29 protein-coding genes are annotated in these 25,816 nt (G+C 68.7%); 21 read left to right on the top strand and 8 right to left on the bottom strand.

Features of this window, described 5'->3' with window-relative positions; all coding sequences use genetic code 11:
• Window positions 1–55 precede the first annotated feature (55 nt).
• Entirely contained in the window at window positions 56–214 is a 159-nt protein-coding gene (locus ACQ66R_RS16390) for a hypothetical protein (RefSeq protein ID WP_430423757.1), read from the top strand.
• 59 nt (window positions 215–273) lie between these two features.
• Here ACQ66R_RS16390 and ACQ66R_RS16385 read toward each other — a convergent pair whose 3' ends face one another.
• Window positions 274–1,293: a 2'-deoxycytidine 5'-triphosphate deaminase gene (locus tag ACQ66R_RS16385; RefSeq protein ID WP_430423756.1), complete on the bottom strand. Its 1,020-nt coding sequence runs from the start codon at window positions 1,291–1,293 to the stop codon at window positions 274–276.
• A 371-nt stretch (window positions 1,294–1,664) separates the two neighbouring features.
• Between ACQ66R_RS16385 and metZ the strand changes: the two genes are divergently transcribed.
• Entirely contained in the window at window positions 1,665–2,849 is a 1,185-nt protein-coding gene (gene metZ / locus ACQ66R_RS16380) for an O-succinylhomoserine sulfhydrylase (RefSeq protein ID WP_430423755.1), read from the top strand.
• Here the strand turns inward: metZ and ACQ66R_RS16375 are convergent.
• Window positions 2,846–3,664, bottom strand: a complete 819-nt coding sequence (locus ACQ66R_RS16375; protein ID WP_430423754.1) for an amidohydrolase family protein — start codon at window positions 3,662–3,664, stop codon at window positions 2,846–2,848. The two genes, metZ and ACQ66R_RS16375, sit on opposite strands and share 4 nt — an antisense overlap.
• A gap of 81 nt (window positions 3,665–3,745) precedes the next feature.
• Between ACQ66R_RS16375 and ACQ66R_RS16370 the strand changes: the two genes are divergently transcribed.
• On the top strand, window positions 3,746–4,189 hold the full coding sequence (locus ACQ66R_RS16370; protein WP_430423753.1) for a MarR family winged helix-turn-helix transcriptional regulator: 444 nt from the start codon (window positions 3,746–3,748) through the stop codon (window positions 4,187–4,189).
• A gap of 59 nt (window positions 4,190–4,248) precedes the next feature.
• On the opposite strand, the gene ACQ66R_RS16365 is transcribed toward ACQ66R_RS16370, so the two are convergent.
• Complete coding sequence (locus ACQ66R_RS16365) at window positions 4,249–5,142, bottom strand: Hsp33 family molecular chaperone (protein WP_430423752.1); 894 nt, start codon at window positions 5,140–5,142, stop codon at window positions 4,249–4,251.
• Window positions 5,143–5,323: 181 nt separating this feature from the next.
• Window positions 5,324–6,919 (bottom strand): serine hydrolase domain-containing protein, encoded by a 1,596-nt coding sequence (locus tag ACQ66R_RS16360; protein ID WP_430423751.1) that lies wholly within the window; start codon window positions 6,917–6,919, stop codon window positions 5,324–5,326.
• Between the two features lie 294 nt (window positions 6,920–7,213).
• Here ACQ66R_RS16360 and ACQ66R_RS16355 point away from each other — a divergent pair, with 294 nt between their 5' ends.
• From ACQ66R_RS16355 to ACQ66R_RS16345, 3 genes are all read left to right on the top strand, one after another.
• Window positions 7,214–8,083, top strand: coding sequence for an SDR family oxidoreductase (locus ACQ66R_RS16355; RefSeq protein WP_430423750.1), 870 nt, complete (start codon window positions 7,214–7,216; stop codon window positions 8,081–8,083).
• A gap of 514 nt (window positions 8,084–8,597) precedes the next feature.
• Complete coding sequence (locus ACQ66R_RS16350; RefSeq protein WP_430423749.1) at window positions 8,598–9,038, top strand: GIY-YIG nuclease family protein; 441 nt, start codon at window positions 8,598–8,600, stop codon at window positions 9,036–9,038.
• Window positions 9,039–9,385: 347 nt separating this feature from the next.
• Window positions 9,386–9,544, top strand: coding sequence for a hypothetical protein (locus ACQ66R_RS16345; protein WP_430423748.1), 159 nt, complete (start codon window positions 9,386–9,388; stop codon window positions 9,542–9,544).
• 72 nt (window positions 9,545–9,616) lie between these two features.
• Here the strand turns inward: ACQ66R_RS16345 and ACQ66R_RS16340 are convergent, their stop codons facing one another.
• The gene (locus ACQ66R_RS16340; protein WP_430423747.1) at window positions 9,617–10,312 is read right to left on the bottom strand and encodes an FxDxF family PEP-CTERM protein; all 696 of its coding nucleotides are present in this window, start codon (window positions 10,310–10,312) and stop codon (window positions 9,617–9,619) included.
• Window positions 10,313–10,665: 353 nt separating this feature from the next.
• Window positions 10,666–11,358: an alpha/beta fold hydrolase gene (locus ACQ66R_RS16335; RefSeq protein ID WP_430423746.1), complete on the bottom strand. Its 693-nt coding sequence runs from the start codon at window positions 11,356–11,358 to the stop codon at window positions 10,666–10,668.
• A 109-nt stretch (window positions 11,359–11,467) separates the two neighbouring features.
• Between ACQ66R_RS16335 and ACQ66R_RS16330 the strand changes: the two genes are divergently transcribed.
• The 5 genes from ACQ66R_RS16330 to ACQ66R_RS16310 all read left to right on the top strand — a co-directional run bounded on the left by ACQ66R_RS16330 (window position 11,468) and on the right by ACQ66R_RS16310 (window position 16,481).
• Window positions 11,468–12,634 (top strand): glycosyltransferase family 4 protein, encoded by a 1,167-nt coding sequence (locus ACQ66R_RS16330; protein ID WP_430423745.1) that lies wholly within the window; start codon window positions 11,468–11,470, stop codon window positions 12,632–12,634.
• Window positions 12,631–13,605 (top strand): glycosyltransferase family 9 protein, encoded by a 975-nt coding sequence (locus tag ACQ66R_RS16325; protein ID WP_430423744.1) that lies wholly within the window; start codon window positions 12,631–12,633, stop codon window positions 13,603–13,605. The genes ACQ66R_RS16330 and ACQ66R_RS16325 overlap by 4 nt, the downstream gene beginning before the upstream one ends.
• Before the next feature lie 132 nt (window positions 13,606–13,737).
• On the top strand, window positions 13,738–14,259 hold the full coding sequence (infC, locus tag ACQ66R_RS16320; RefSeq protein ID WP_430423743.1) for a translation initiation factor IF-3: 522 nt from the start codon (window positions 13,738–13,740) through the stop codon (window positions 14,257–14,259).
• Window positions 14,260–14,270: 11 nt separating this feature from the next.
• Window positions 14,271–15,131 carry a subclass B3 metallo-beta-lactamase gene (bla, locus tag ACQ66R_RS16315; RefSeq protein WP_430423742.1) on the top strand — a complete coding sequence of 287 codons (861 nt, stop codon included), beginning with the start codon at window positions 14,271–14,273 and terminating at the stop codon, window positions 15,129–15,131.
• 111 nt (window positions 15,132–15,242) lie between these two features.
• On the top strand, window positions 15,243–16,481 hold the full coding sequence (locus ACQ66R_RS16310; RefSeq protein ID WP_430423741.1) for an MFS transporter: 1,239 nt from the start codon (window positions 15,243–15,245) through the stop codon (window positions 16,479–16,481).
• 91 nt (window positions 16,482–16,572) lie between these two features.
• Here the strand turns inward: ACQ66R_RS16310 and ACQ66R_RS16305 are convergent, their stop codons facing one another.
• Window positions 16,573–16,761, bottom strand: a complete 189-nt coding sequence (locus ACQ66R_RS16305; protein ID WP_430423740.1) for a hypothetical protein — start codon at window positions 16,759–16,761, stop codon at window positions 16,573–16,575.
• Between the two features lie 199 nt (window positions 16,762–16,960).
• Here ACQ66R_RS16305 and ACQ66R_RS16300 point away from each other — a divergent pair, with 199 nt between their 5' ends.
• From ACQ66R_RS16300 to ACQ66R_RS16255, 10 genes are all read left to right on the top strand, one after another.
• Entirely contained in the window at window positions 16,961–17,446 is a 486-nt protein-coding gene (locus ACQ66R_RS16300; protein ID WP_430423738.1) for a hypothetical protein, read from the top strand.
• A gap of 54 nt (window positions 17,447–17,500) precedes the next feature.
• Window positions 17,501–18,252 (top strand): IS5 family transposase gene (locus ACQ66R_RS16295; RefSeq protein ID WP_430420901.1). Its coding sequence is split into 2 segments (ribosomal slippage): window positions 17,501–17,831 and window positions 17,831–18,252, totalling 753 coding nucleotides; the frame shifts between segments, so codons are not numbered across the junction.
• Between the two features lie 142 nt (window positions 18,253–18,394).
• Window positions 18,395–18,595, top strand: a complete 201-nt coding sequence (gene rpmI / locus ACQ66R_RS16290) for a 50S ribosomal protein L35 (RefSeq protein WP_293363314.1) — start codon at window positions 18,395–18,397, stop codon at window positions 18,593–18,595.
• 13 nt (window positions 18,596–18,608) lie between these two features.
• Window positions 18,609–18,965 carry a 50S ribosomal protein L20 gene (gene rplT, locus ACQ66R_RS16285; RefSeq protein ID WP_293363316.1) on the top strand — a complete coding sequence of 119 codons (357 nt, stop codon included), beginning with the start codon at window positions 18,609–18,611 and terminating at the stop codon, window positions 18,963–18,965.
• A gap of 112 nt (window positions 18,966–19,077) precedes the next feature.
• Window positions 19,078–20,187, top strand: a complete 1,110-nt coding sequence (gene pheS, locus ACQ66R_RS16280) for a phenylalanine--tRNA ligase subunit alpha (RefSeq protein WP_430423736.1) — start codon at window positions 19,078–19,080, stop codon at window positions 20,185–20,187.
• A complete protein-coding gene (locus tag ACQ66R_RS16275) occupies window positions 20,184–20,591 on the top strand; it encodes an ASCH domain-containing protein (RefSeq protein WP_430423734.1) in 408 nt (135 codons plus the stop codon). Before pheS ends, ACQ66R_RS16275 begins: the two co-directional genes overlap by 4 nt.
• Window positions 20,588–22,957 carry a phenylalanine--tRNA ligase subunit beta gene (gene pheT, locus ACQ66R_RS16270; RefSeq protein WP_430423732.1) on the top strand — a complete coding sequence of 790 codons (2,370 nt, stop codon included), beginning with the start codon at window positions 20,588–20,590 and terminating at the stop codon, window positions 22,955–22,957. The genes ACQ66R_RS16275 and pheT overlap by 4 nt, the downstream gene beginning before the upstream one ends.
• Before the next feature lie 177 nt (window positions 22,958–23,134).
• Complete coding sequence (locus tag ACQ66R_RS16265) at window positions 23,135–23,836, top strand: PEPxxWA-CTERM sorting domain-containing protein (protein ID WP_430423730.1); 702 nt, start codon at window positions 23,135–23,137, stop codon at window positions 23,834–23,836.
• Between the two features lie 52 nt (window positions 23,837–23,888).
• Window positions 23,889–24,341, top strand: coding sequence for a VOC family protein (locus ACQ66R_RS16260; protein ID WP_430423728.1), 453 nt, complete (start codon window positions 23,889–23,891; stop codon window positions 24,339–24,341).
• 64 nt (window positions 24,342–24,405) lie between these two features.
• Window positions 24,406–24,963 (top strand): TIGR00645 family protein, encoded by a 558-nt coding sequence (locus ACQ66R_RS16255; protein ID WP_430423726.1) that lies wholly within the window; start codon window positions 24,406–24,408, stop codon window positions 24,961–24,963.
• A 15-nt stretch (window positions 24,964–24,978) separates the two neighbouring features.
• Here ACQ66R_RS16255 and ACQ66R_RS16250 read toward each other — a convergent pair whose 3' ends face one another.
• Window positions 24,979–25,647 carry a DUF1134 domain-containing protein gene (locus ACQ66R_RS16250; protein WP_430423724.1) on the bottom strand — a complete coding sequence of 223 codons (669 nt, stop codon included), beginning with the start codon at window positions 25,645–25,647 and terminating at the stop codon, window positions 24,979–24,981.
• Between the last annotated feature and the right edge of the window lie 169 nt (window positions 25,648–25,816).

The raw sequence follows: 25,816 nt of genomic DNA, 5'->3' as shown, positions 1-25,816 counted from the left end.
GCCTCTCCCCCCTCGCCCCCCCGGGCTCCGGGCGCGCCTCCCTCAGGAGGAGCGCATGCGTGATCACCCCATTCCCAAGCTTCGCAATCTGTACTGGCTGCTCGAACAGCGGCTGGGCGACGAACGGCGCAAGCCGCGGCCCAACCGCTTCACCCTCCAGGCGCTGGAGCGCCGCAGGCTGCAGATAAAGGCGCAGCTGTCGGGCGCCCGCTAGTCTCTCCCAGCTGCGGGAGGGTGGGGCGGCAGCCCTGCCCTCCCGCCTTCTTGGGAAGGCTATTCCCCCCAGATGCGGAAGTGCTTGGACAGCTTCAGGCCCTGGCGCTGGTAGTGCGACCCGCTCTCGCCGTAGAGCCGGGTGGGCCGCTCGGTCAGGGGCTCGTAGACCAGGCGCGCGACGGTCTGGCCGTCTTCCAGAATGAACGGGGTCTCGTGGCTGCGGACTTCGAGAACGCCCTTTGAGCCCTTGCCGTGCGCCTCGTCGGTGCCGAAGCCGGGATCGAAGAAGCCGGCGTAGTGGACGCGGAACTCGCCCACGGACGGATCGATCGGCGTCATTTCCGCCGCCTCCATCACCGGGATCTCCACCGCGCCCTTCGACGCCAGGATGTAGAACTCGCCCGGGTCCAGCAGCAGTTGGCCGTTCCGCGGGATCAGCGGCTCCCAGAAGTCGCGCGGGTCGTGGCCGTCCTCGTGATCCAGGTCGACGACGCCGGCGTGGCGGCGGCCGCGGAACCCGGCGACCTCGCCCGTCAGGTCCACGCCGACGCTCTCGATGCGCAGCCGCTCGGGCACGCCCGCCTTCAGCCGCAGCTGGTTCAGCCGCGTGCCCGACCGCACCAGCACCGAGAAGGTCTGCGGCGCGATCTCCATGTAGAGCGGCCCGTCGTAGCCCTCGTCCACGTCGTCGAAGGCATGGCCATAGTCGGTGATCACGCGCACGAACACGTCGACGCGTCCGGTGGAGCTCTTGGGGTTGGCGCGCGCCGAGACGCCCTTGGGCAGCTTCACCGCCTCCTGCAGCTCGGCGATGTAGACGCAGCCCCGCTCCAGCACCGCGCCCTTGGTGAGGTCCAGCTCGTGCATCGCCACTTCGCGGATGCGGTCGCGCACCTTGCCGTGGCGCGGCAGGAATGAGGCCCGCACCCGCCACGCCCGCCCGGCCAGGCGCAGGTCGAGGCTGGCCGGCTGCACCTGGTCGGCGTCGAACGGCGTCGCCGACGTGATCGCGCCGGTGGCAATCAGGGCTTCAATGGACTGGCAGGGCAGGATGCCCGGGACGTGAAAGTCGCTCATGGGCGGCGAAGCCTTAGCGCAGAACGGCGGGCGCGCAAGGCCAAGAGAGGGGAACCACGAAATACACGAAATACACGAAAGGACCGGAGATCCCCTGCCCGCGAAGCCGGCGATCACTTCGCAGCTTGAGAGGACCACGGAAGGAAACCGAAAACACGGATAGCGACGCCGCGCTTCCGCGCCCTTCCGTGCTTTCCGTGGTTCTCCAACGGACGGCGCCGCGACGCGACCTGAGGGGGCGGCACGTCCTTTCGTGTATTTCGTGTATTTCGTGGTTCGCCCTTTTCTGCGGCCGCTGCGCCAAAAGCGGACCTTGACGCGGCGGGGCGCCAGGGCGTTCAAGGCCCGCAGTTTTTCTATTGGAGGCCGTCATGGCGGAAGACCCGCGCGATTGGGATATCGAGACCCGAGCGGTGCGCGGCGGCCTCATGCGGACCGAGCACGGCGAGATCTCGGAAGCCCTCTTCCTGAACCAGAGCTTCGCCTACGAGAGCGCCGCGGCGGCCGACGCCCGGTTCGCCGGCAATGCGCCAGGCTTCATCTACCAGCGCTTCGGCAACCCCACGACCCAGATGTTCGAGGACCGGCTGGCCCTGATCGAGGGCGCTGAGGCCTGCAAGGCCACCGCCTCGGGCATGTCGGCGATCCAGCTGTCCCTGATGGGCCTGCTGCGCGCCGGCGACCACCTGGTGGCGGGCCGCGCCCTGTTCGGCTCGTGTCGCTGGATCGTGTCGGAGCTGCTGCCCCGCTTCGGCGTCGAGACCACATACGTCGACGCCACCGACCTCGACGCCTGGAAAAACGCCGTGCGGCCCAACACCAAGGCCTTCCTGGTGGAGAGCCCCGCCAACCCGCTGCTCGAGGTCACCGCCATCGGCGCGGTGGCCGACATCGCGCATGCGGCCGGCGCGAAGCTGGTGGTCGACAACGTCTTCGCCACCCCGATCTTCCAGAAGCCGCTGGCGCTGGGCGCGGACGTCGTCGTCTATTCGGCCACCAAGCACATCGACGGCCAGGGCCGGGTGCTGGGCGGGGCGATCCTGGGCGCCGCCGACCTGCTCACCGAGGCCTACAAGGACATGCACCGCCACACGGGCCCGGCGCTCTCGCCGTTCAATTCGTGGGTGCTGCTCAAGGGCCTGGAGACGCTGGAGCTGCGCGTGCGCCGGCAGACCGAGACCTGCGCCAAGGTCGCCGACGCCATCGCGGCCCATTCCAAGGCGCTGAGGACCATCTACCCCGGCCGCCCCGACCACCCGCAGGCCGCGATCATCGCCAATCAGATGACCGGCGGCGGCAACGTCGTGGCCTTCGACCTGGGCAGCCGCGAAGCCGCCTGGCGGTTCCTGGACGCCCTGCAGATCGTCGACATCTCGAACAACCTGGGCGACGCCAAGTCGATGGCCACCCATCCCTGCACCACCACCCACCGCTCGATGCCCGAGGCCGAACGGCTGGAGATCGGCCTCACCGAGGGCTGGGTGCGGATGAGCGTGGGCCTGGAAGGCGTGAACGACCTGATCCGCGACGTCAGCCGGGCGCTGGACGCGGCTTAGGCCGCCAGCCCGAACACCTGCCGCGCCGCGCCCTCCAGGAACAGCTGGCGGGCGCGGTCGTCGAGGCCCAGGTCGTCCAGCCCGGCCAGCGCGTGCTTGGGCGAGATCATCGGCCAGTTGGTGCCGAAGAGGACGCGGCCGGCGCCCTGCCCCCTCATGAACTCCACCAGCACCGGCGGCAGGCGCTTGACGGTGTAGGCCGAGGTGTCGACGTAGAAGTTGGGGTACTTCCGGGCCAGCGAGAACACCTCGTCCATCCACGGATAGCCCACGTGGCCGCCCACGACCTTCAGCTCCGGAAAGTCCAGCAGCACGTCGTCGAGATAGGGGATCGGCCGGCCGGGCTCCGAGCGGCACAGCGGGCCGGTGTGGCCGATCTGGGTGCAGAACGGCAGCCCCGCTTCCACGCACGCCACATAGACCGGATAGTAGCGCCGGTCGTTCGGCGGCAGGTCCCAGAGCCATGGCACGACGCGCACGCCCACGAAGGCCGGATTTCGCGCCTGCTCGCGGATGGTGCGCACGCAGCTCATAGGGTCGTTCAGGTCCACCGAGATCAGGCCCCGCAGCCGGTCGGGGGCCTCGGCGCAGGCGGCGGCCACCTCCTCGTTGGTGATCAGCCAGCCGCGCGGGCCGCACCAGGCCGAGAGGATCGTGATGTCCACCCCGCCGTCGTCCATGGCCGCCAGCGTGCGCGCCGTGGTGACCAGCGGCTCGTCGCCGGTCTTGCCGGTCCAGCGGTTGAGCGTCGCCAGCCACGGCTGGGACTGGAACAGGGCGTTGGGCTGCTGGGCCCAGACGTCGATGGCGCCCATGGCGGTCACTCCCATTAACTTCACATGTGAAGTAAATGCGGCCGTTGAGCCGCCGTGTCAACGCGGGCTAGCGTTGCGCCCATGGATCCTGCCGGCCGCGAGCGGCTCTATCACCTGCTGCAGACCGCCGCGCACCGGCTGAAGACCCGCGCCGACCGCGACAGCCAGGGCGTGGCCGGGGTCAGCGCCGCGCAAGCGGCCGTGATGTTCGTGATCCAGCGCGAGGGCGGCGCCACCCAGCGCCGGGTGGCCGAGCAGTTGAAGCTGAACGAGAGCGCGGTGACGGCGATGGTCGGGCGGCTGATGGAGGCCGGCCTGGTCGACCGCGCCCCCAGCGCCACGGACGGCCGGGCCTGGACCGTGTCGCTGACCGCAGCCGGCACGACGGCGCTGGAGGTCTTCCGCGTGAGCCTCGACGCCATGAACGCCGAGATCACCGCCGCCCTGGGGGGCGAGGAGGCGGTCGTTCGCTTCGCCGAAGGCCTGCGGGCGCTGCTGGAGATTTCCCCGACCCGGGAACCGTGATCCCTTCCCCAAGCTCGTCATGGCCGGGACAGGCCCGGCCATGACGTTCTGGAGTTTGGTCAGGCGGTCTCCAGCGCCTCGGGCGCCAGGGCGTACACGCGGCTGCAGAACTCGCAGGTGACGTGGATCTTGCCGTCGGCCTCGATCATGTCCTCGCGCTCGGCCTGGTCGAACGACTTCAGCACGGTGACGATCCGCTCCTCGCTGCAGCGGCAGAAGGCCCGCAGCGGCTGCGATTCGAACACGCGCACGCCGTCCTCGTGGAAGAGGCGGAACAAGAGGCCGTTGGACGACAGCTCGGCATCGACCAGTTCGTCCTCGCCCAGGGTCTCGAAGAACGCCTGCGTGCGGTTCCAGGCCTCGATCGTCTCGCCGCGGGCGTCGTCGGCGGCGATGTACTGGATGAGGAAGCCCCCCGCCCGCGCGCCGCCGCCCGACTGGCCCACCGCCAGGCGCACGCGGGTGGGCGTCTGTTCCGACTGGGCGAAGTACTGCTCGGCGCACAGGGCCAGGGTCTCGCCCTGGATGTCGGTCATGCCCTGGTAGCGGTCCATGTCCGGGCCCTGGTCGACGGTCATCATGAAGACGCCGTCGCCCAGCAGGGTCTTGGCCCCCGGCCGCTGGAATCCGCCCGAGATCGCCGCCACCTCGTCGGCGTCGAACCGGCAATAGCCGCGCAGGCCGCCCGAGGTGTCGTAGTCGGCCACCACATAGCGCACAGGGCCCGAGCCCCGGGCCTCGACGATCAGGCGGCCGTCGAACTTCAGGTTGGAGCCGACCAGCGCGGCCAGCGCGCAGGCCTCGCCCAGCAGGTTGGCGACCGGCTCGGGATAGTCGTGACCGCGAAGGATCGCGTCGATGGAAGGGCCCAGCCGCGCGATGCGGCCGCGCACGGGCTCGCCCTCGATCTGGAACGCGCCGACGACGTCGTCGGGAATAGGGGTGTCAGGCATGGGGCCCAATATAGGACGAGCCGCCAAGGTTGCGAGCATCCCTCCCCTAATGGGGAGGGACAGCTCGCCGCAGGCGAGCAGGGTGGGGAAGTCACGATCCTCACCGACCGCAGCACTCCGGCCCACCCTTCCCCACCCGTCTCGCTTCGCTCGCCACCCTCCCCATTAAGGGAGGGAAAGCTCAGGACCCCGGCACGCGGCGGAACTCCAGCGCGTAGACTCGGCCCTCGGTGAACTTGAGGCCCACGGGCTTGCCGGCCTCGTCCCGGACCACCCGGATCAGGGTCCCTTCGCCCTGGAAAGCGTCCTTGTAGAGCGGCCGCGCGGTCACAGGCGCGCTGGGGCGGTCGGCGGGCGTGATCACCAGCGCGCCGCCGCGGACCCCGGCCAGCAGCACCGATCCGGCCTCGAGGCTGGAATAGGCGCCCGCGAGTTCCGCCAGCTCGGCCTCGGTGGGCGTCACCGGCTCCACGCGGCGATAGATCACAGCTTCGCCGTCGTTCTGCCGACGCTCCAGGCGGCCGGGTCCGAACGTCCAGTCCATCTCGGCGGCGCGATAGCGGCCCTTGCCCATCGGCGTCAGCGTCCCGCCGCCCCGCACGCTGAGCGCGCCGTTCTCGCCCGCCACCCGCAGGACGCCGCCCGCGCGCTCGTCAACATAGACGCCGGGCAGGCTCGCGAGCTCGTCGGCGGGCTGGGCCGCGGACGCCGGGGCCGCGGGACCCGCGGGCAGGTAGAGCTCGGCCACCTTGCGGCCGGCCTGCGTCGGGTTCACCGCCGCCGCATTGCACAGCAGCGCCACCGACAGCCCCTGGGCCGGGAAGCGCGCCAGCCAGGCGCGGTAGCCGGCCGTGGCGCCCGAGTGGGCGATCTCGGTCTGGCCCTTGAACGACTGGGTCACCAGGCCCCGGCCATAGGCGATCCTGCGCCCACCGGTCAGCACGGCCTGCTCCTGCATTTTCGCGCTGACCGTCTTGCCTAGCCGCCCCTGGGTCAGGGCGTCGTTCCAGATCAGCAGGTCGCCCACCGTCGTCAGCAGGCCGCCGTGGCCGTAGGTGTTCTCGAACGGCATGTCCTGGAAAAAGCCGCCGCCCGGTCCGCCGCCATAGGCGATGGCGCGGCCCGGCACGACGCGCCGGAAGTTGTCGCGCCACGAGGTGTGGCCCATGCCCAGCGGCTCGAAGATCCTGAGCTTGGTGAAGTCGGCCAGGCTGTAGCCCGAGACCCGCAGGACGATCCAGGCGGCCAGGTTGTAGCCGGTGTTGGTGTAGGAATAGGCCTCGCCCGGCGCGTAGTTCAGCGCCTTCTGCCGCGCCGTGATCTGCAGCACCTCGACCGGCGTGTAGATGCGGCTGGTTCGCGGCCAGCCCGCCAGCTCCATCACCGAGCCCCAGTCGCGCAGGCCGCTGGTGTGGGACAAGAGCATGTCGATGGTGATCGGCTTGCCGTAGTCGGGCATCTCCGGAAGGTATTTCCGGATGTCGTCGCTCAGCGCGATCTTGCCGTCCTCGACCAGCAGCAGGATGGCCGCGGCGGTGAACTGCTTCGAGACCGAGCCGGCCTCGAACACCGTATCGGGCGTGATGGCGACGCCATGCTCCAGGTCGGCCGAGCCGTAGCCGCGCAGCGTCGGCGCCTTGCCGTTCTCCTGGACGCCCAGCGCGCACCCGGGAGTCTCGTTCGTGTATCGTGCGAACAGCGCGTCAAGCCCGGCCGGCTGGGCCTGAACGGCCGACGCAGCCAGCGCGAACGCGCCCGCCAGAACCACAAGACGCATGCCGACACCCCCGAACAGACCCTTACCCACATTGAACCACGGCAAACGCGGAAGGACACGAGAGGGGGCCTACCGGTGAGCCCCTGCGCGCCGCAGGCGCTGTCCTATTCAACCACGAACCACACGAACCACGCGAACACGCAGCGGCGCACTCCGAGGTAGCCCGTTGGCGTTCGTGTGGTTCGTGTGGTTCGTGGTTCAGAAGACGGCGCTTCGCGCGGATACCGCCGACTGAGGATTGCCGAGGCGCTTCTTCAGGGTGATGGCGGGCGCGCGGCGCGCTAAACAACAGGCGTGAGCAACCTCTTCCTCTTCGGCTACGGCTTCTCCGGCCAGGCGCTGGCGCGCAGGCTGGCGGCCAAGGGCTGGACGGTCAGCGCCACCTACCGCAACGACGCGACCGCCGCCCAGATCGCCGCCGACGGCCACACGCCCGTCGACCTCGGCGACCGCGACGCCATCACCGATGCGCTGGGCGAGGCCCGGGCGCTGCTCGCCACGGCGCCGCCCGGCTCGCAAGGGTGCCCCGCGCTCAACAACCTCGTGGGCCCGATGGCCGAGGCGAACGCCTTCCCGGACTGGGCCGGCTACCTCTCGACCACCGGGGTCTATGGCGACCGCCACGGCGGCTGGGTGACCGAGGACAGCCGGCTGGCCGCCCAGTCGGTGGAGGGCGCGCGCCGGGTTGGCGCCGAGCGTGACTGGCTGGACGTGGGCCGCGGCATGGGCCTCACCGTCACGATCTTCCGCCTGCCCGGCATCTACGGCCCCGGCCGCTCGGCCTTCGACCGCCTGCGCGAGGGCCGCGCCCGCCGCATCGCCGCGCCCGGCCAGGTGTTCTCGCGCATCCACGTCGATGACCTCGCGGCCGGCCTCGAAGCCTCGATCGCCCGTCCCCGGGCGGGCGGCATCTACAATCTCTGCGACGACGAGCCCGCGCCCAACAGCGACGTCATCGCCTACGCTGCGCGGCTGCTGGGGATGGACGTCCCGCCGGAGGTCCCCCTCGCCGACGCCAACCTCTCGGCCGCCGCCATGCGCTTCTACGGCGAGAGCAAGCGCGTCTCGAACGCCCGCGCCAAGGCCGAACTGGGCTGGCGGCCGGCCTATCGCACCTACCGTGAGGGGCTGGCAGCGATCCTGGCCGCAGAGCGCGCGGTCTAGACCCCGTCATCACGGTTCAGCTAGCCGCCCTGCTAGGGTGGGAAAGGCAAGTTGCGCAAGCTAGGCTCGCATCATGGATAGGCAGGACCCACATCTCCGCGCCGTAGTGAGGGCGAAGTGGTTCGCGGCAGTCTTCGCGCTGTTCTGCGGCGGCTTTGCCGCTCTGGCTCACTCGAACCTCCTAGGGCAGCGTCAGCAAGACGCGCCGGTGTTGCTCCAAATGGCGTCAGCCGGGGCAGGCCTGTTCGTGCTCGCGTGGTTCGCGATTTGGTTTGTGACGCGCAAGGTCCGCTGAGGGCCGAGTGCGGCCTTCGGCCCAGCGTCACAAATCGGACGTTCGCCGATCTGCCTAGAAGCGGACCTGCCCGAGTGGGTTGGGTACCTTACCTCCCCCACCTCCGTCATCCCGGGCGGAGCGCTCGTGAGAGCGCGGAGACCCGGGACCCAGCAGACGCAAGCGCCGCGCTGCGCCACGACCGATGACCCAATCGCCATCGTAGCCTAGCGTGGCGCCATGGTCGGAGAAGACGCCTTCATCGCCGTCTACATCCTGGCGAGCGGCCGGAACGGGACGCTCTACACCGGCGTGACCAGCACCCTTGTCGCCCGCGTCCGCCGGCACAAGCACGGGACGTTCGAAGGCTTCTCCAAGACCTACGGCGGCAAGACCCTCGTCTGGTACCAGACCCATGCCGTCATGCTCGAGGCCATCCGACGGGAGAAGCAGATCAAGCGCTGGCGACGCGACTGGAAGCTGGGAGCTGATCGAGGCCCAGAACCCCGACTGGCGGGATCTTTCCGACGAAGGGTTCGAGGTTCCCGAGGGACCGCTGTCGTGGCTGCAACGACCCTAGCCGCGTCGCCGGTGGTGCGGCTGGGTCCCGGGTCTCCGCGCTCTCACGAGCGCTCCGCCGGGGATGACGATCTGGGGGTGCAAGGGGTCGACGTCCGCTAAGGGTTGAACGGGGCCATTCCATGCCGCGGAAATCGGACCCTCAGTGAGGAGAGCCGTGAGCAGACCCGGCGAACGTAGTCCTCAAGAAACTCCGGGAGCAGCGTGCCCTGACGCCGGTCCGCACCCTCCACGAAGCGCTTCATCGCGCCCCCCGAAGCCAGTCCTCAGGAGCCTACGGTGCTTCGCCGTTTCCACACAGCCTCGGTGGAGAGCGGACCTAGGGCCTGCTGCGCTAGCCGTGGTCCGTTCTGGCGATCATCCACCCGACAGCTTGTATCGCGTGTCGTAGGACGTCAGGCGTCCGCAGCTTCCAACACGGGCTCCCAGGCCCAAATCAGAACGGGCCCATGCCAAAGCTCCGCGCGGCCTCCGTCGATCACGCCCACGACGCGATCAATCGCGTCGTCATCATCATGCGCGGGGAACTGTTCCCTGAGCACTTCACCGTTCAGGAGCCGCTCAATGAGCGTGTAGGTCGGGTCACAATCGACGCTCACGAGCGCTGAGGCGTTTCCCATTACAGAGCCCCACGAAAAAGGCGGGCCGCAAAGGGCCCGCCTTGATCTTGACTGCGTCAGTTAAGCAGCCGTCGGGGCGAACTGCCGACGGCGGATCAAGGACCCGGTCAGACCGAAGCCCATGATCATCATGGCCCAGGTCGCGGGCTCCGGGACAGCGCCCACTTCACTCTTGCCGCCCACTTGGACCCAGAGCCTGGGGCGCTCGTCGGTGTTGCCGTTGGCGCTGAAGCTGAAGGTCCCGGTCGCATTGATGTTGGCGAACGTGCCGCCGGTGTCTTCGAACAGCGTGTTCAAGGCCGCGTTGCCGACGCTGAACGGGCCGAAGCTGGTCCCGTTCAGGGTGAAATTGCTGACGTTCACCGAGCTCAGCGCGTTACCCTGGATGAAGAGGTTCACGTAGTTGAACCCGAAGCCCACGAGCGCCGCGTCGACCACCGAAACCAGTTCCTGGCTGTCGGCGAAATCGTTGTCCCGGTTGAAGTCGATGCCCCAGGTCGTCGTACCCGTGGTGCTGTCGTAGGTCAGTGCGAAGTTGTAGTCGGAACCGTACGACCAGACCGGCGCGCCGCCCGGATTCATGTTGGGGCTCGTGGTTTGCGTCCGCAGGATGCCCTCGAAGCCGGTCCGGCCGTTGCGAGCCTCACCGCGCATCTCGTAGGACGCCGGCGCGGCATCTCCAGAGATGACAGCCGCGGCTTGGGCCGACGTCGCGAACGCGGCAGCCACCGCAGCAGCAATCAGAGTCTTCTTCATGGCTTTCCCCACAATCCAGTTCCCGTATTAGGTCCGTTCTGCAAAATGGCACACAACGAGGGGGGGGGGGGGCGGATTCTCCTCAGACGGGAAGCATGCGTCTATAGGTGTACACAACACGGTTGAGCCACAGCGGCACATTGCGGCGCGGGCTGCGCCTGCGAAGTGCCGACGTAAGCAAGGATCACCCGGACCGCAGTGGTGTGAGAAAAACGCTTACGTTGGACCGTTATCCCGTTAGCTGAGCCGACCTATCGAGGGCGGCCAGTAAGGTCCGCACAGGGTCGATTGTGTTGAAGAAGGCGGATTCGAGCGCCGCTTTCGGCAGGTCCGGATGAGGCGCGAGCGCAGGTCTACCCGACCTCCTCCACCGCCGCGATCAGCCGGGCGATGTCCTGCGGCCGTGACAGCCGGTGGTCGCCGTCCTTGATCAGCGAGAACACCACATCCGTCCCCTTCAGACCCTGGGCCAGCTCCAGCGCGTGGCGCCACGGGACGTCAGGGTCTTCGCCGCCCTGCAGGATGCGGATCGGCATGGTCAGCGGGATCGGCTCGCCGCCCAGGATCGACCACCGGGCGCCGTCCTCCAGCAGGCCGCGGCTGATCGGATAGGGGTCGCCGTACTCGCTGGGCCGCAGCCAGACGCCGTCGGCCGCCAGCGCCGCGTGGCCCTCGGGCGGGATCTCGGGCGTCATCAGCTTCTCGGTGAAGTCGGGCGCAGGCGCCACCAGCACCATGCCGGCGATCCGTTCGGGAACGACCATCGCCGCCAGGCAGGCGATCCAGCCGCCCATCGACGAGCCCACCAGCACCAGCTCGCCCTGCGTCAGCTCGGCGATCACCGCCAGGGCGTCGCGCCGCCAGCGGCTGATCGTGCCCGCCACGAAGTCGCCGGTGGAGGCGCCGTGGCCGAAGTAGTCGAAGCGCACGTAGGCGCGCCGGTTGGCGATCGCCCAGTCGGCCAGCGCCTGGGCCTTGGTCCCGGTCATGTCCGACATGAACCCGCCCAGCCAGACGACGGTCGGCCCGTCGCCGGCAACCTTCATCCACGCCACACGCTCGCCATCTGAACGTTCGAGGACTCCGCTCGATTCCATCCGTCACCCCAACTCGCCGGTGTTCTGTGCGCCTGCGAAACAGTCTAAGCAAAGCGCCGTGCCCTTACCCCCCGATTTCACGCTGCTGCAGGTGATCCCCGAGCTGGAGACGGGCGGGGCTGAGCAGAGCACGATCGACGTCGCGCAAGCCGTCGTCCGCGCCGGGGGGACCGCGCTGGTGGCCACGCGTGGCGGGCGCATGACAGCCAGGCTGGAGGCCGACGGCGGCCGACTGGCCCAGATGCCGGTGCAGACCAAGAACCCCCTGACGATGCTGGGCAACGCGGCGCGCCTGGTCAGCCTGATCCGCCAGGAGAAGGTGTCGATCGTCCACGCCCGCAGCCGGGCCCCGGCGTTCTCGGCGCTGTGGGCGGCGCACGCGACCGGCACGCCCTTCGTCGCCACCTATCACGGCGTCTACAAGGCCCAGTCCGGGCTCAAGCGCTGGTACAACGCGATCATGACCCGCGGCGACCTGGTCATCGCCAACTCGGACTACACCCGCGACCACGTCCTGACTGAGCACGGGATCGACCCCGGCAAGCTGGTCACCATCCCGCGTGGCGTCGACCTGGGCCGCTTCGACCCCGCGTTCGTGACGCCCGCGCGCGTCGACGCCCTGCGCGCCGCCTGGGGGATCGCGGCCGACGACCGCCGCACGCGCATCCTGCTCGCCGGGCGGCTGACCCGCATCAAGGGCCACCTGATGATCGTCGAGGCCGCCCGCCGCATGGCCGCCGCCGGGCGCGACGACTTCCTGATCCTCTTCGCCGGCGACGACCAGGGCCGCACGGGCTACGCCGCCGAGGTGCAGGCCGCCATCGAGGCAGCCGGCCTGTCGGGCGCCATCAAGATCGTCGGGCACTGCGACGACATGCCGGCCGCCTACCTGCTGGCCGACCTGGCCATCCTGCCGACCAACGTGCCGGAATCCTTCGGGCGCGCCGCCGTCGAGCCGCAGGCCATGGGCCGCACCGTGATCGCCTCGAACCACGGGGGCGTCACCGAGACGATCGTCGACGGCACGACCGGCTGGCTGGCGCCGGTCGAGGACGCCGAGGCCTGGGCCGCCGCCCTCGGGCGCGCCATCGACCTCGGGCCTACCCGGCGCAAGGAAATGGGCGAGATCGGCCGCAACCGCGCCCGCCAGCTCTACTCTGCCGACGCCATGTGCGCCCAGACCCTCGCCGCGTACGAGCGGGTGCTGGAGGCGCGCCGCGGATGACACGCAACGTCGAGCGCATCCTGGTGATCAAGCTGTCGGCCCTGGGCGACTTCGTCCTGGCGCTGGCGGCGATGAAGCAGATCCGCAAGGCCCATCCCAAGGCCCACATCACCCTGCTCACCACCCCGCCCTTCGAGGCGCTGGGGAAGATCTGCCCCTACTTCAACGCCGTCGACACCGGCGGGCGCCCCGAGACCTTCCCGCAGTGGATGGCGCTGCGCGGCCGGATCAAGGCGGCCGGCTACGCGCGGGTCTACGACCTGCAGACCTCGGCCCAGTCCAACCGGATCTTCCAGCTGCTGCGGCCCGGCCCGCCGCCCTGGTCGGGCATCGCGTTCGGCTGTTCGCTGCCGCACAGGAACCCGCAGCGCAACGGCATGCACACCCTGGAGCGGCAGGCCGACCAGCTGAAGTACGCCGGCATCTGGCCCGACGCGCCGAGCGAGCCTGGCAGCGCGCCGCCGCCCGACCTGTCCTGGATCGCCAAGGCGCGTCCGCCCGAGCGGCCGGTGCCGGGCGCCAACAAGCCGCGGCCCTACGCGATCTTCGTGCCCGGCGGCTCGGCCCATCGCATGGACAAGCGCTGGCCGGTCGAGAAGTACTCCGAGCTGGCGCGCATCCTTTACGGCCGGGGCCTGGACATCGTGGTGGTCGGCGGCCCCGCCGAAACCGAGCTGGCGCACGCCATCCAGCGCAGCGTGCCCCGCGCGCGCGACCTCACCGGCCGCACCGACTTCGCCAGCGTCGCGCTCCTGGGCCAGAAGGCCGCCCTGGCCGTCGGCAACGACACCGGGCCGCTGCATCTGGCCGCCGCCGGGGGCGCGCCCACGATCGTGCTGTTCTCCAAGGCTTCGGATCCGGCGCTGTCGGCCCCCCGCGGCCGCGTCGCGATCCTGCGCGCCGACAATCTGGCCGACCTGCCGGTGGCCCAGGTGGCGCAGGCGGCCGGCTCTTTGGCCCCGCTCACCTAGCGCACGCCTTGATCGCGCGCCTTGATACTAGGGCCCCTGCGCGTCATATACTGGCCCAACGACCGGATCGCTTCGCGCGCGCCGGCGTTTTTTGCGTTTCAACAGTCCGGAGCACTGCCTATTCGCCGCCCCATGCAAGCGCCGCCCGTCAAAGAAGGGCCGCGCATGAACGAAGATATCCGCGTCCCCCGCGTTCTGCTCATCGACCAGCACGGTGAGAAACAAGGGGTGATGCCGACCTCGGCTGCCATCGAAGCCGCCGAAGAGGCCGGCCTCGACCTGGTCGAGATCGTGCCGAACGCGGACCCGCCCGTCTGCAAGATCCTGGACTACGGCAAGTTCAAGTTCCAGGAACAGAAGAAGAAGAACGAGGCGCGGAAGAAGCAGAAGGTGGTGGAGCTCAAGGAAATCAAGCTCCGGCCGAATATCGACATCCACGACTACGAAGTGAAGTCGCGTTCGATGCATCGCTTCTTCGAAGAAGGCGACAAGGTGAAGATCACCCTGCGCTTCCGTGGTCGCGAACTGGCCCACCCGGAACTTGGCATGAAGCTGCTCCAGAAGGTGAAAGCCGACTTCGAGCCTGTCGCCAAGGTCGAGTACGAGCCGCGCATGGAAGGCCGCCAGATGATCATGATCCTGGCCCCCCGCTAGTGCCGAAGGCTTTGACCCGAATTTCAGGAACGGCCGCTTTCGCAGCGGCCGTTTTCGTCTGCGCCGCCGCCGCCGCGCAGACGCCGGCCGACTGGGCCACGCCCATCAAGCCGTTCAAGATCGGCGACAACCTCTACTACGTCGGCTCGTCCGACCTCACGGCCTTCCTGTTCGTCACGAAGGCGGGCCTGATCGTCCTGGACGGCGGCGAGGCGGCCACGGGCCGACAGGTGGTGGCCAACATCCGCACCCTGGGCTTCGACCCGGCGCAGGTGAAGATCCTGCTGAACACCCACCAGCACTTCGATCACGCCGCGGGCTTCGCCGAGATCCGCAAGGCCGCGCCGAACGCCAAACTCTACGCCAGCGCCGCCGACGGGCCTATCATCGCGGCGGGCGGCAAGGGCGACCCCTTCCTGAAGGGCAAGGCCTACGAGTACGAGCCCGTTCCGGTCGCCAAGACGATTCAGGACGGCGAGAAGGTCACGCTGGGCGGCTGGACGCTGACCGCGCACATCACCGGCGGCCACACCGCGGGCTGCACCACCTGGACCTTCCCGGTGACCGTGGCCGGCAAGGTGCGCCAGGGCCTAGTCCACTGCTCGTCCAGCGTCCTGCCGGGCTACAAGCTGGGCAAGACTGAGACCTACCCGGGCATCACCGCGGCCTACGAGAAGAGCTTCGCCACCTGGAAAGCGCTCCCCTGCGAGGTCTTCCTGGGCTCCCACGGCCGCTTCTTTGGCATGGCCGCCAAGGCGAAGGCCGTCGCGGCCGGCAAGGCCGACGCCTTCGTCGACCCCGCCGGATGCAAAGCCTTCTACGCCGGCCAGGAAGCCGCCTTCCGCGCCGAGCTGAAGAAGCAGAACCCGTAGCCGCCGACGCTGCCCTTGTGACTGTGGCCTGACGCCAACGGCCGCCGCTCAACTGGCGTAACGTGGCGTCCGAGCTTGCCCGCGGGGGCGGCGCGTCCTACCACCGCCCACATGTCCGACACCCCGCCGCGAGGGGCGACGCCGCCGCCTTGGGCCGCGTTGTCGCTCATCGGCATCATCTTCCTGAACATGCTGGGCTTCGGGATCATCGTCCCGTTGCTGCCGTTCTACGCCAAGTCGTTCGACGCCTCGCCGATGGAGATCGCCCTGATCTTCTCGGGCTTCTCGATCGGCACCTTCTTCGGCGAACCCTTCTGGGGCCGGCTCTCGGACAAGTATGGCCGCAAGCCGCTCCTGATCATGACCATCGCGGCGAATGGCCTTTGCTACCTGGCGCTGGCGTTCGCGCCGAATGCGATGGCGGCGTTCGCGATCCGCCTGCTGGGCGGGCTGTTCAGCGGCAACGGCTCGATCATCCAGGGCTACATCGCCGACGTGACGCCGCCCGAGAAGCGCACCCGGACCATGAGCTACATGAGCGCGAGCTGGAACGTGGGCCTGATCGTGGGACCGTTCATGGGCGGGGTCTTCGCCCGTCCCAACGCGGGGCCGATCGGCTTCCAGCTGCCGCTGTTCATATCTGCCAGCTTCTTCCTGGCGTCGGCGGTCTTTATCCTGCTGATCATACGCGAGAGCCGCGAGCGCGACCTCTCCAACAGCCACCGGCCCAACCGCTGGGCCGCCACCGGCGAGGCCGCGCGCCACCCGGTGATCGGCCCCCTGATGCTGCTGACCTTCATGGTGGGCTTCGCGTTCACCGGCATCGAATCGGTGTTCGGCCTCTGGACCCTGGCGCGCTTCAACTGGGGCCCCCAGGAGATCGGCTGGGCCTTCGCCGTGGTCGGCGTGGCCTCGGCCATCACCCAGATCTTCGTCACCGGCCCGCTGTCAGAGCGCTACGGCCAGGGCCGCATGCTGGCCATCGGCATGGGTGTCACCATGGTCTGCATGGCATTGCAGCCGCTGTCGGTGAACGGGCCCATGACCATTGCGCTCCTGACCTTGAGCGCAGTCGGCCAATCCGTAGCGTGGCCGAACGTCAGCGCCCTCATTTCCGAGACCGCCGACCCCCACCGACAGGGCCAGATCCTGGGCCTGAACAACGCCATGGGGGCGCTGGCCCGCGTGATCGGACCGATGTTCGCCAACCTCGGATTTGAGTACGTCCACGTGAACACGCCCTACATTCTGGGCGCCGTCGTCGTCGCACCGACGATCCTCATCGCGCTGGCGGCCGGCCGGCGGGCCCAGGCGTGGCGGCGAGATCACCCCGCAGACGTCGCCGAGTGACCCGAGGCCCGCGCAAGGAACGGCGGGCCCTGATCATGATGGATGACAGCTGACGCGAAGACCGCGCCAGCATCTCACGACAGACCCTGACCTAGGCCTGGATATCCAGGACCTGGCCCTTGCCCGGCTCCCGGCCAGCCTTGGCCTTCACCGAGGCCTCGCCGGCCTTGGCCTTGTCGTCGGCGGCCTTGATCGCCTGAGCCTTGTCGGCGTCGACCGGCGGGCGGAAGCTGACCGGGGGCTGCGACGTGACGGACGCCACGGAAGAGGTGCTCGACATTCTGGTCTCCAACGCCGCAGTCCGCGGCAGGTGAGCACGCAATAGCCCGCCGCGGCAAACCGGCGCTTAAGCGTTGCCGTTAACGCGCAGATAAAGTGCCGTGTGGAGCGCCGCCCAAATTTGGCAAGGGCTGTGGTAGCGCGTCGCGCAACCTTGACTTGATCCGCGAGCCGCTGTTTGCATCTCCCCCAGGGAGAGAATGAAGACACGGCCAGAGCAGTACGGCGATGTAGTGCTGGATGTCCCGACAGGCTCCGGGCAGTCCGAAATCGTGCGCCGCCAGAGCCGGACGCCCGCATGCCGCGCGCTGGGCTTTTTCCAGGCTCTACTCGGCGTCGCGGCGCTGTGGTTCTTGAAAGTCCAGGACACCGGCCAGATCGGCATGTGGCTAATGATGCCTGCAGTCGCGCTTGGCCTCTTGACCGGTAAGTGGGGCGTGAAAGAAGAGCTTTGGCGCAAGCCTAGCGACGCGACAGCGCGGGCGGCCTATCAGATCCGCGAAATCATCCAGAACGCTCTTTGGGTCGCCATCTACGCAGCCTTCATGGCCTACGTGTTCTGGGGACCGGTCGGCGCCGGACCTTGGTTAACCGCGCTCATCACCCTCATCGCAGCAATCCATTTACTCGGTGATTGGATTAAGAGGACCCAGGATCGGTGGCTGGAACGCGTTCCTGCGTACTAGGGCCTGTTGAGATTCAAGATTCTCGAAGGCGGCGTGGTGTGATTCAAGCTGCGGATGGAACGATTCGTTTTGACCGACGCCCAGTGGGCGAAGATGGAGCCGCACTGCCTGGGGAAGCCGAGCGATCCCGGGCGTAGCGGCGCGGACAACCGGCTCTTCATCGAAGCCGTCCTGTGGATCGCCCGGACCGGAAGCCCATGGAGGGATCTTCCGCCCTCGTTCGGCAAGTGGAACACGGTCTACACGCGTTTCCGCGACTGGCGTGACGCCGATGTTTTCACACGGCTTTTCGACGCCTGCTCGGACGAGCCGGACATGGAGTACGCCATGGTCGACGCCACCATCGTGAAGGTCCATCGCCACGGGCAGGGCGCAAAAGGGGGACTTCGAGCCAGGCCATCGGGCGCTCCAAGGGCGGCATGACCACCAAAATACTGGCGCTCACCGACGCGCTCGGAAACCTGGTCCGTTTCGTCCTGCTGCCCGGTCACCGCTTCGACACCGTGGGCGTCGCGCCGTTGATCCAGGGCCTCGAGTTCGACGCTTTGCTCGGCGACAAGGCATTCGACAGCAACGCCATCATCGCCGAGTTGGATGAGCGCGGCGCCAAGGCCGTGATCTCTCAGCATCCTCGCCGCGCCATCCCCCTCGACATCGACACCGAGGTCTACAAATGGCGTCACCTGATCGAAAACTTCTTCTGCAAGCTCAAGGAGTTCAAACGCATCGCCATGCGCAGCGACAAGACCGACCGCAGCTTCTCAGCCATGATCCACCTCACCGCCGCCGTCATTCACTCGCGCTGAATCTCAACAGGCCCTAGTCGCCCTTGCCATCCCGCCCCCGTTCCGCTACTAGCCCGCCCCTTCGGAACCGCCTGGCCCCAAGGCATGCCAGGGCGGTTCATCAACACGACCAGAGGACGGGATCTTCGGACCCCGACGTGAAATGCCCAAACTGAAGACCAAGTCCGGCGTGAAGAAGCGCTTTCGGATGACGGCGTCTGGAAAGCTGAAGGCCGGCGTCGCCGGCAAGCGCCACCGCCTGATCAGCCACAACGCCAAGTACATCCGTCAGAACCGCGGCACCAAGGTGATGAGCGAAGCTGATACCAAGATCATCAAGCTTTGGCTCCCGTACGGCCTCTAGGAGAATCTGACAGATGGCACGCGTGAAAAGGGGCGTTACCGCCCACGCCAAGCACAAGAAGGTTCTCGAGCAGGCCAAGGGCTTCTACGGGCGCCGCAAGAACACCATCCGCACCGCCAAGGCGGCCGTGGACAAGGCCGGCCAGTACGCCTACCGCGACCGCAAGGTCCGTAAGCGGATGTTCCGCTCGCTGTGGATCCAACGGATCAACGCCGCGGCCCGGACCGAGGGCTTCACCTACTCGCAGTTTATTCACGGCCTTGAGAAGGCCGGGATCGAAATGGACCGCAAGGTTCTCGCCGACGTCGCCGGCGCCGATCCGGTTGCTTTCAAGGCCATCGCCGACAAGGTTCGCGCCGCGCTGGCTTAAGGCCTGGGATCGTCTCGATCCTGACGCTTTCAAGAAGCCCTCCGGCCGAACCGCCGGAGGGCTTTTTGCTGCCTTCCGCTCAAGACCCTCCTCCTCTAGAGCAGACCGCCTCATGACCGACCTGACCCAAATGGAAGCCGAGCTGTCGGCGCGCGTCGCCGCCGCCGCAGACCTCGCCGCCCTGGAAGCCATCCGCGTGGAAGCGCTGGGCAAGACCGGCTCGATCTCCGAGCTGTTGAAGACCCTGGGCAAGCTCACGCCCGACGAGCGCCGCGAGCAGGGGCCGAAGATCAACGGCCTGCGCGACGCGGTGCAGGCCGCCATCGCCGCCCGCAAGGCCGCGCTCGAGACGGCCGCCCTCGACGCCAAGCTGGCCGCCGAGCGCGTCGACCTTTCGCTGCCCCCGCCGCCCGAACGCCGCGGCCGCGTCCACCCCACCATGCAGGTGCTGGACGAGATGATCGCCGTCTTCGCCGACATGGGCTTCAGCCTCGCCGAAGGTCCCGACATCGAGGACGACTTCCACAACTTCACGGCGCTCAACTTCCCGCCCAAGCACCCGGCGCGGGAGATGCACGACACCTTCTGGCTGCCCGAGGACGAGCGCGGCGAACGCAAGGTGCTGCGCACGCACACCAGCCCGGTGCAGATCCGCACCATGCAGCGGCTGAACGAGAAGCTGCCCTCGTGGATCGCCAACGGGCAGGAGCCGCCGATCCGCGTCATCGTGCCCGGCCGCACCTACCGCTCGGACTCCGACGCCACCCACACGCCGATGTTCCACCAGCTGGAAGGCCTGGTCATCGACCGCGACATCCACATGGGCCACCTCAAGTGGACGCTGGACCAGTTCATCGCGCGCTACTTCGAGACGCCGATGGTCGAGTCGCGCTTCCGCCCGCACCACTTCCCGTTCACCGAGCCCAGCGCCGAGATGGACGTGAAGTGCGACCGCTCGGGCGGCGACGTGAAGATCGGCCAGGGCAGCGACTGGATGGAGATCGTCGGCTGCGGGATGGTGCACCCCAACGTGCTCCGCAACTGCGGCCTCGATCCCGACCAGTGGCAGGGCTTCGCCTTCGGCTTCGGCGTCGACCGGCTGGGGATGCTGAAGTACGGCATGCCCGACCTGCGCGACATGTTCGCCGGCGACACTCGCTGGCTGGACCATTACGGCTTCTCGGCCTTCCAGGCGCCGAACCCGGCGACGGGGCTGTCATGACGCTCGTCGAGCAGGACTGGCGCTCGCTTGAGGCCTTCACGTTCGGCGACAGCCCGGAGATGGCCGATCGTCTGCTGGGCTTCGTGCTCTCCGGCGCGAAGACCGCCACCTGCTGGGCGGCCCGCGACGGCGAGCTGACCCATGTGGGCAAGCGGATGGTCGCCAAGGACGGCGCGGGCAATCCACGCGCGGTCATCGAGACCGTGTCGCTGGAAAAGCTGCGCTTCAACGAGGTCGGCTGGACCTTCGCCCAGGCCGAGGGCGAAGGCGACACCTGCCTCGAGGACTGGCGCGACGGCCACCGCGCCTATTTCACCCGTAACGGCGGGTTCGCGCCGGACATGCTGCTCTACTGCGAGCGCTTCCGGCTGGTTGAGATCATCGGCGAAGGGGCCGACCAATGAAGTTCACGCTTTCCTGGCTCAAGGAGCACCTCGACACCACGGCCGACGTCGGCGCGGTGGTCGAGGCCATGACCATGGCCGGCCTCGAGGTCGAGCATGTGGAAGACCCCGGCAAGACGCTGGCCGCGTTCACAGTCGCCAAGATCGTCGAGGCCGTGCAGCACCCCAACGCCGACAAGCTGCGGGTCTGCCAGGTCGACACCAAGGATGGCCGTCTGGAGATCGTCTGCGGCGCCCCGAACGCGCGGGCGGGCCTGACCACCATCTACGCCCCGATCGGCGCCTATGTGCCGGGCTCGGGCGTGACGCTGGAAGCACGCCCGGTCCGCGGCGTGGTCTCCAACGGCATGCTGTGCTCGGCGCGGGAGCTGGAGATCTCGGAGGAGTCCGACGGCATCGTCGAGCTCTCGGATGATCTGCCCGTGGGCGCCAGCGCCGTCGAGGCGTTCGGCCTGGAGGCCGCCATCGACTTCGAGGTGACGCCCAACCGGCCCGACTGGCTGGGCGTGCGCGGTATCGCCCGCGACCTGGCCGCCGCGGGCCTGGGGACGCTGAAGCCCGACGCGACCGCGGCGGTGAAGGGAAGCTTCCCCTGCCCCATCGAGATCCGGGTCGACGGCGACGCCTGCCCGGTGTTCGCCGGCCGCCTGATCCGGGGCGTCAAGAACGGCCCCTCGCCGGCTTGGCTGCAGCAGAAGCTGGTCAGCGTGGGCCTGCGTCCCATCAACGCCCTGGTCGACGTGACCAACCTGGTCTCGCAGGACCGCTGCCGGCCGGCGCACGTCTATGACGCGGCCAAGCTCCAGGGCCCGGTCATCGAGGCCCGCCTGGGCCGCGAGGGCGAAAGCATCCTGGCGCTGGACGGCAAGACCTATGCGGTCGGCCCCGAGATCTGCGTCATCGCCGACGCCTCGGGCCCGGTCTGCCTGGGCGGCGTGATCGGCGGCGAGGAGTCGGGCTGCTCGGACGAGACCACCGACGTGTTCCTGGAATGCGCCTGGTTCGACCCGATCCGCACCGCCCAGACGGGCCGCACCCTGGGTATCAACTCCGACGCCCAGTACCGCTTCGCCCGTGGCGTCGATCCCGAGTCCCCGGTCCCGGGTCTGGAGCTCGCGACCCAGCTGATCCTGCAGCTCTGCGGCGGCGAACCGTCCGAGGTGCGCGTGGCCGGCCATGCGCCCGCCCCGCCCAAGGCCATCGCGTTCGACCGCGGCTATGTGAAGAAGCTGTCCGGCCTGAACGTCTCGCCGGCCCGGATCGACGACATCCTGACCAAGCTGGGCTTCGCGGTGGACGGCGACGCGGTGACCCCGCCCAGCTGGCGCCGCGACGTGGAAGGCAAGGCCGACCTGGTCGAGGAAGTGGCCCGCATCGAGGGCTTCGACGCCCTGCCGGCCGAGCCCCTGCCCGAGATCGCACGCCCTGCCGGCGGCGTGCTGACGATCCGCCAGCGGCGCATGCGCGACGCGCGCCGCGCCATGGCCGCTCGCGGCTATGCCGAAGCCATCACCTGGAGCTTCATGCGCCAGGAGTGGGCCGAGATGTTCGGCGGCGGCGACCCCAAGCTGGTGCTGACCAACCCGATCGCGTCCGACCTGTCGACCATGCGGCCGACGGCGCTGGGCAATCTGATCGACGCCGCCGCCCGCAACGCCCGCAAGGGCTTCGCCGATGCGGCCCTGTTCGAGGTGGGTCCCAACTTCCGCGGCGACCAGCCGGCCGACCAGTGGACGGCGGTCACGGCGCTGCTGGCGCCGCATTCGCCCAAGCACTGGGCGAAGGTGGGCGGCGATCCGCTGTTCGCACTGAAGGCCGACCTGCTGGCCTTGCTGGAAGAACTGGGCGCGCCCCAGCTGCAGGTAGTCCAGGGCCAGAACGCGGCGTGGTGGCACCCCGGCCGCTCGGCGCGCCTGCAGCTGGGCCCGAAGGTAGTGATCGCCGAGTTCGGCGAGTTGCACCCCCGGATCCTGAAGGCGCTCGACGCCGAGGGCCCGATGCTGGCGTTCGAACTCAGCCTGGACGCGATCCCCGAGCCCAAGAAGAAGGGCGTGAAGACCAAGGCGGCGCTGGAGTTGTCGCCGCTGATGCCGCTGACCCGCGACTTCGCGTTCCTGGTGAGCGCCGACACGCCGGCCGGCGATCTGGTCCGCCCGATCCTGGGCGCCGACAAGGCGCTGATCGCGGACGCGCGGGTCTTCGACGTCTACGCGGGGCACGGTGTGCCGGAGGGCCAGAAGTCCGTCGCCATCGAGGTCGTGGTCCAGCCCCGCGAGAGGACACTCACCGACGGCGAGATCGAGGGTTTGTCCAGCCGCATCGTGGCCGCCGCCGAGAAGGCCGTGGGCGCCAAGCTCCGGGGCTGATCGTCCGCCTCGCGACCTGCCGCCCGACGCCTGGTCGAACCCCGCCAGGCGGCGAGGTCGTATGACCCGCATACGACCGGAGTCCAATTGATGGCCGCGGCCTGAGCGCACTACCTGAGCCCCTCGTTTCGAGGAGGGTGTGCTTTGGAAACTTCACTGGCTTCGGCGAAGCTTCGCATGGGTTTCGCGGGCCTGGCCGCGAGCGCCTTGCTGAGCGCAGGACCCGCCGCGGCGGCCATCACCTGGTTCGCCCCGGTGGACAGCACCGGCAAGAGCAGCGACGTGATCAACACGGGCGATCTGCTCGACGCGGGGACCTTCGGCGCCACGACGACCGTCAACGGCGTGACGTTCCAGAACACCGGGCTCGGCGTCCCGAACACGGGGAACTACGGCGTGTTGTCCAACTACGGACAGTTCTCGTCGGACTGGGATCCGGAGTACCGCACCCTGGTGGCGTCGACGGCCTACTTCGTCCTGCCCACACAGGTCGAGCTGCAGCTCGGAACGCTCGCGGCCGGGAAGTACATGATGCAGCTGTTCCTGCCGCAGTGGGACGCAAACTGGGCGACCGCCTTCTCGCTCAACGGCGTGTTCTCGGCGCCGGTCCAGGCCGGCGGGGCTCTGGCGGGCGGCCCCAGCTACCCGGGCCGCACGATGCCGCAGTGGGTGAAGGTGGAGTTCGACGCCGACGGCGTCACCGAGTACGCGATCCGGACAGAGGGCGTGACCCGCTACCAGCTGCTGTCGGCTTTCCAGCTGCGCACCGTTCCGTCGACCGCCGCCGTCCCGGAACCGTCGACCTGGGCGATGATGATCCTGGGCTTCGGCCTGGCGGGCGCCGCCTGCCGCCGCCGACGCACCCTCTACGCGGCCTGACGCGCTTCGCGCCGTTGACTTCCGCGGGCGTCAGGCTGGCCCAATCGCGACCATGGAAGTCAACGGCGTCGCGCATACCTTCATCACCGCGGGCGATTTCGAGCGGTCGGTCGCCTTCTACCGGCAGCTGTTGCCGTTCCTGGGCATGCGCGAGGTGGCCGACAGCGTCGACACCTACTACTGCGTCGGCGGCCGCACCGGCTTCGGCATCCGCCGGCCCGATCCCGAGCATGCCGGCGCCCGGTTCGTGCAGTTCCGGGTGGGCCTGCACCACCACTGCTGGCGCGCCCGCGAGAAGGCCGACGTAGACGCGCTCTACGCGTTCCTGCAGTCGATCGGGGCGAAGATCGTCCACCCGCCGCAGGACGAGCCGTGGGCGCCCGGCTACTACGCCGTGCTGTTCGAAGACCCCGACGGCGTCCGCCTGGAGCTCAACCACGTCCCGGGGCGCGGGCTGTTCGACACGGAGACGCAGCGGGTCGGGGCGTCTCTGGACGACCGGTAAGCTCTCCCAAGGGCAGGCCGCCGTCCGCCTTGCGCACGCGGCTCAAGCGCGATCAGGTAGGCCCATGGACAAGCTCGAACCGTCCCCCCGCGCGGCGAAACGCAAACCGTCGGCGGAGCTCTTCCTGGAGCTCTGGCTCTTCCGGGCCCGCTGGCTGATGGCGCCGTTCTACGTGGGCCTCGTGTTCGCGCTGGCCGCGCTGTTCTTCGTTTTCGTCCAGGCGGCGATCAAGGACCTCTCGCACCTGGGAGATATGTCGCCGGAAGCGGCCATCCTGATGGCCTTGACCCTCATCGACCTGTCGCTCGCCGGCAACCTGCTGCTGATCGTGATCTTCTCGGGCTACGAGAACTTCGTGTCCAAGATCGACACCGGGGACGATGAGGATCGTCCGGGGTGGATGGGCACCGTGGATTTTTCCGGCCTCAAGCTGAAGCTGGTGGCGTCGATCGTCGCGATCAGCGCCATCGCGCTGCTGAAGGCGTTCATGGAACTGGCGGAAGGCCAGGACATCTCCGACCGCCACCTGGCGTGGCTGGTCGGGATCCATCTGGTGTTCGTGGTGTCCGGAGTTCTGCTCGCCCTCATGGATTGGCTGGCCAGCAAGACCGAGAAGTCGTGACGTCCCCGGCGAGCGCTAGAACGGAATGACGCTCCGCTTCCGGGTATAGGCCAGGTAGCCCACGTTGGCGCCCAGGCGCAGGCCGACGCCGGCGCGGATGGGGGCCAGGGTGACATCCTCGGCGCGCTGGTAGTTCACGCCCAGGCCGCCCACGAGGTAGGCGGTGCCCTCGACGCCCGGGAAGCGCTGGAAGATCGCTTCGGGCACATGCAGGTTGTAGCAGAGGGTGAAGACGCGGCTGGCGTTGCCGCCCCAGTCCCAGCCGACCGACGGGCCCTGCCAGAAGACCTCCATCGGGGTCCTGTCCTTCATGTACATCAGGCCACGGCCGTACCGCAGCCCGAGCACGAACGAGCCCGAGCCCTCCTCGCCGGCGATGTAGGCCGTGGGCCGGCCGTTCTTGGCGAACAGCCGCTCGACCGCGGCGCCCGCCGCCTCGGCGGTCACGCCCAGGAAGTCCGAGACGTTCCGGACGATCTCGTCCTGGCTGTAGGTGCCGGCCTCGCCCGCGGGCGCGCCTGACGGACCGGCCGACGGATAGCTAGGCGTGGAATTCGGAGGCGGCGGCGCCTGGGCCGGCGGCAGCGGCTGCGACGACACGGTCTGCGCCTTGGCCAGACGGGGGGCGAGCGACGGCGCGCTCAGTGTCACCAGGCCCGAAACAATCAGTTTGCGACGATCCATGGGCGCGTCTTTCGCCTCCAGCTAAGTCAGAATCATGTCCCGCCCAGGCGTTCTGGATGGCCGAGTCCGCCTTAACGGTGGATTAACCACGTTCGGACCCGAGGGCGTGTCAGACCCACGAGACAAGGGGCCGCCTTTGTTGCGCCTGCGAATGTGGTAGAGGGGCGCG

The sequence above is a fragment of the Phenylobacterium sp. genome (assembly GCF_965284355.1).
Taxonomy (GTDB): Bacteria; Pseudomonadota; Alphaproteobacteria; order Caulobacterales; family Caulobacteraceae; genus Phenylobacterium.
This window is presented reverse-complemented; position numbering and strand designations above follow the sequence as displayed.

Excerpts from the sequence above, each read along its gene's own strand:
- pheT (WP_430423732.1), top strand. The coding sequence starts at position 20,588 with ATGAAGTTCACGCTTTCCTGGCTCAAGGAGCACCTCGACACCACGGCC.
- infC (WP_430423743.1), top strand. The coding sequence starts at position 13,738 with ATGCAAGCGCCGCCCGTCAAAGAAGGGCCGCGCATGAACGAAGATATC.
- ACQ66R_RS16345 (WP_430423748.1), top strand. The coding sequence starts at position 9,386 with ATGCCAAAGCTCCGCGCGGCCTCCGTCGATCACGCCCACGACGCGATC.
- rplT (WP_293363316.1), top strand. The coding sequence starts at position 18,609 with ATGGCACGCGTGAAAAGGGGCGTTACCGCCCACGCCAAGCACAAGAAG.
- ACQ66R_RS16265 (WP_430423730.1), top strand. The coding sequence starts at position 23,135 with ATGGGTTTCGCGGGCCTGGCCGCGAGCGCCTTGCTGAGCGCAGGACCC.
- ACQ66R_RS16275 (WP_430423734.1), top strand. The coding sequence starts at position 20,184 with ATGACGCTCGTCGAGCAGGACTGGCGCTCGCTTGAGGCCTTCACGTTC.
- ACQ66R_RS16390 (WP_430423757.1), top strand. The coding sequence starts at position 56 with ATGCGTGATCACCCCATTCCCAAGCTTCGCAATCTGTACTGGCTGCTC.
- ACQ66R_RS16300 (WP_430423738.1), top strand. The coding sequence starts at position 16,961 with ATGAAGACACGGCCAGAGCAGTACGGCGATGTAGTGCTGGATGTCCCG.
- ACQ66R_RS16325 (WP_430423744.1), top strand. The coding sequence starts at position 12,631 with ATGACACGCAACGTCGAGCGCATCCTGGTGATCAAGCTGTCGGCCCTG.
- ACQ66R_RS16335 (WP_430423746.1), bottom strand. The coding sequence starts at position 11,358 with ATGAAGGTTGCCGGCGACGGGCCGACCGTCGTCTGGCTGGGCGGGTTC.
- ACQ66R_RS16260 (WP_430423728.1), top strand. The coding sequence starts at position 23,889 with ATGGAAGTCAACGGCGTCGCGCATACCTTCATCACCGCGGGCGATTTC.
- pheS (WP_430423736.1), top strand. The coding sequence starts at position 19,078 with ATGACCGACCTGACCCAAATGGAAGCCGAGCTGTCGGCGCGCGTCGCC.
- ACQ66R_RS16305 (WP_430423740.1), bottom strand. The coding sequence starts at position 16,761 with ATGTCGAGCACCTCTTCCGTGGCGTCCGTCACGTCGCAGCCCCCGGTC.
- rpmI (WP_293363314.1), top strand. The coding sequence starts at position 18,395 with ATGCCCAAACTGAAGACCAAGTCCGGCGTGAAGAAGCGCTTTCGGATG.
- ACQ66R_RS16385 (WP_430423756.1), bottom strand. The coding sequence starts at position 1,293 with ATGAGCGACTTTCACGTCCCGGGCATCCTGCCCTGCCAGTCCATTGAA.
- ACQ66R_RS16365 (WP_430423752.1), bottom strand. The coding sequence starts at position 5,142 with ATGCCTGACACCCCTATTCCCGACGACGTCGTCGGCGCGTTCCAGATC.
- ACQ66R_RS16340 (WP_430423747.1), bottom strand. The coding sequence starts at position 10,312 with ATGAAGAAGACTCTGATTGCTGCTGCGGTGGCTGCCGCGTTCGCGACG.
- ACQ66R_RS16255 (WP_430423726.1), top strand. The coding sequence starts at position 24,406 with ATGGACAAGCTCGAACCGTCCCCCCGCGCGGCGAAACGCAAACCGTCG.
- ACQ66R_RS16370 (WP_430423753.1), top strand. The coding sequence starts at position 3,746 with ATGGATCCTGCCGGCCGCGAGCGGCTCTATCACCTGCTGCAGACCGCC.
- ACQ66R_RS16375 (WP_430423754.1), bottom strand. The coding sequence starts at position 3,664 with ATGGGCGCCATCGACGTCTGGGCCCAGCAGCCCAACGCCCTGTTCCAG.
- ACQ66R_RS16360 (WP_430423751.1), bottom strand. The coding sequence starts at position 6,919 with ATGCGTCTTGTGGTTCTGGCGGGCGCGTTCGCGCTGGCTGCGTCGGCC.
- ACQ66R_RS16350 (WP_430423749.1), top strand. The coding sequence starts at position 8,598 with ATGGTCGGAGAAGACGCCTTCATCGCCGTCTACATCCTGGCGAGCGGC.
- ACQ66R_RS16310 (WP_430423741.1), top strand. The coding sequence starts at position 15,243 with ATGTCCGACACCCCGCCGCGAGGGGCGACGCCGCCGCCTTGGGCCGCG.
- ACQ66R_RS16250 (WP_430423724.1), bottom strand. The coding sequence starts at position 25,647 with ATGGATCGTCGCAAACTGATTGTTTCGGGCCTGGTGACACTGAGCGCG.
- metZ (WP_430423755.1), top strand. The coding sequence starts at position 1,665 with ATGGCGGAAGACCCGCGCGATTGGGATATCGAGACCCGAGCGGTGCGC.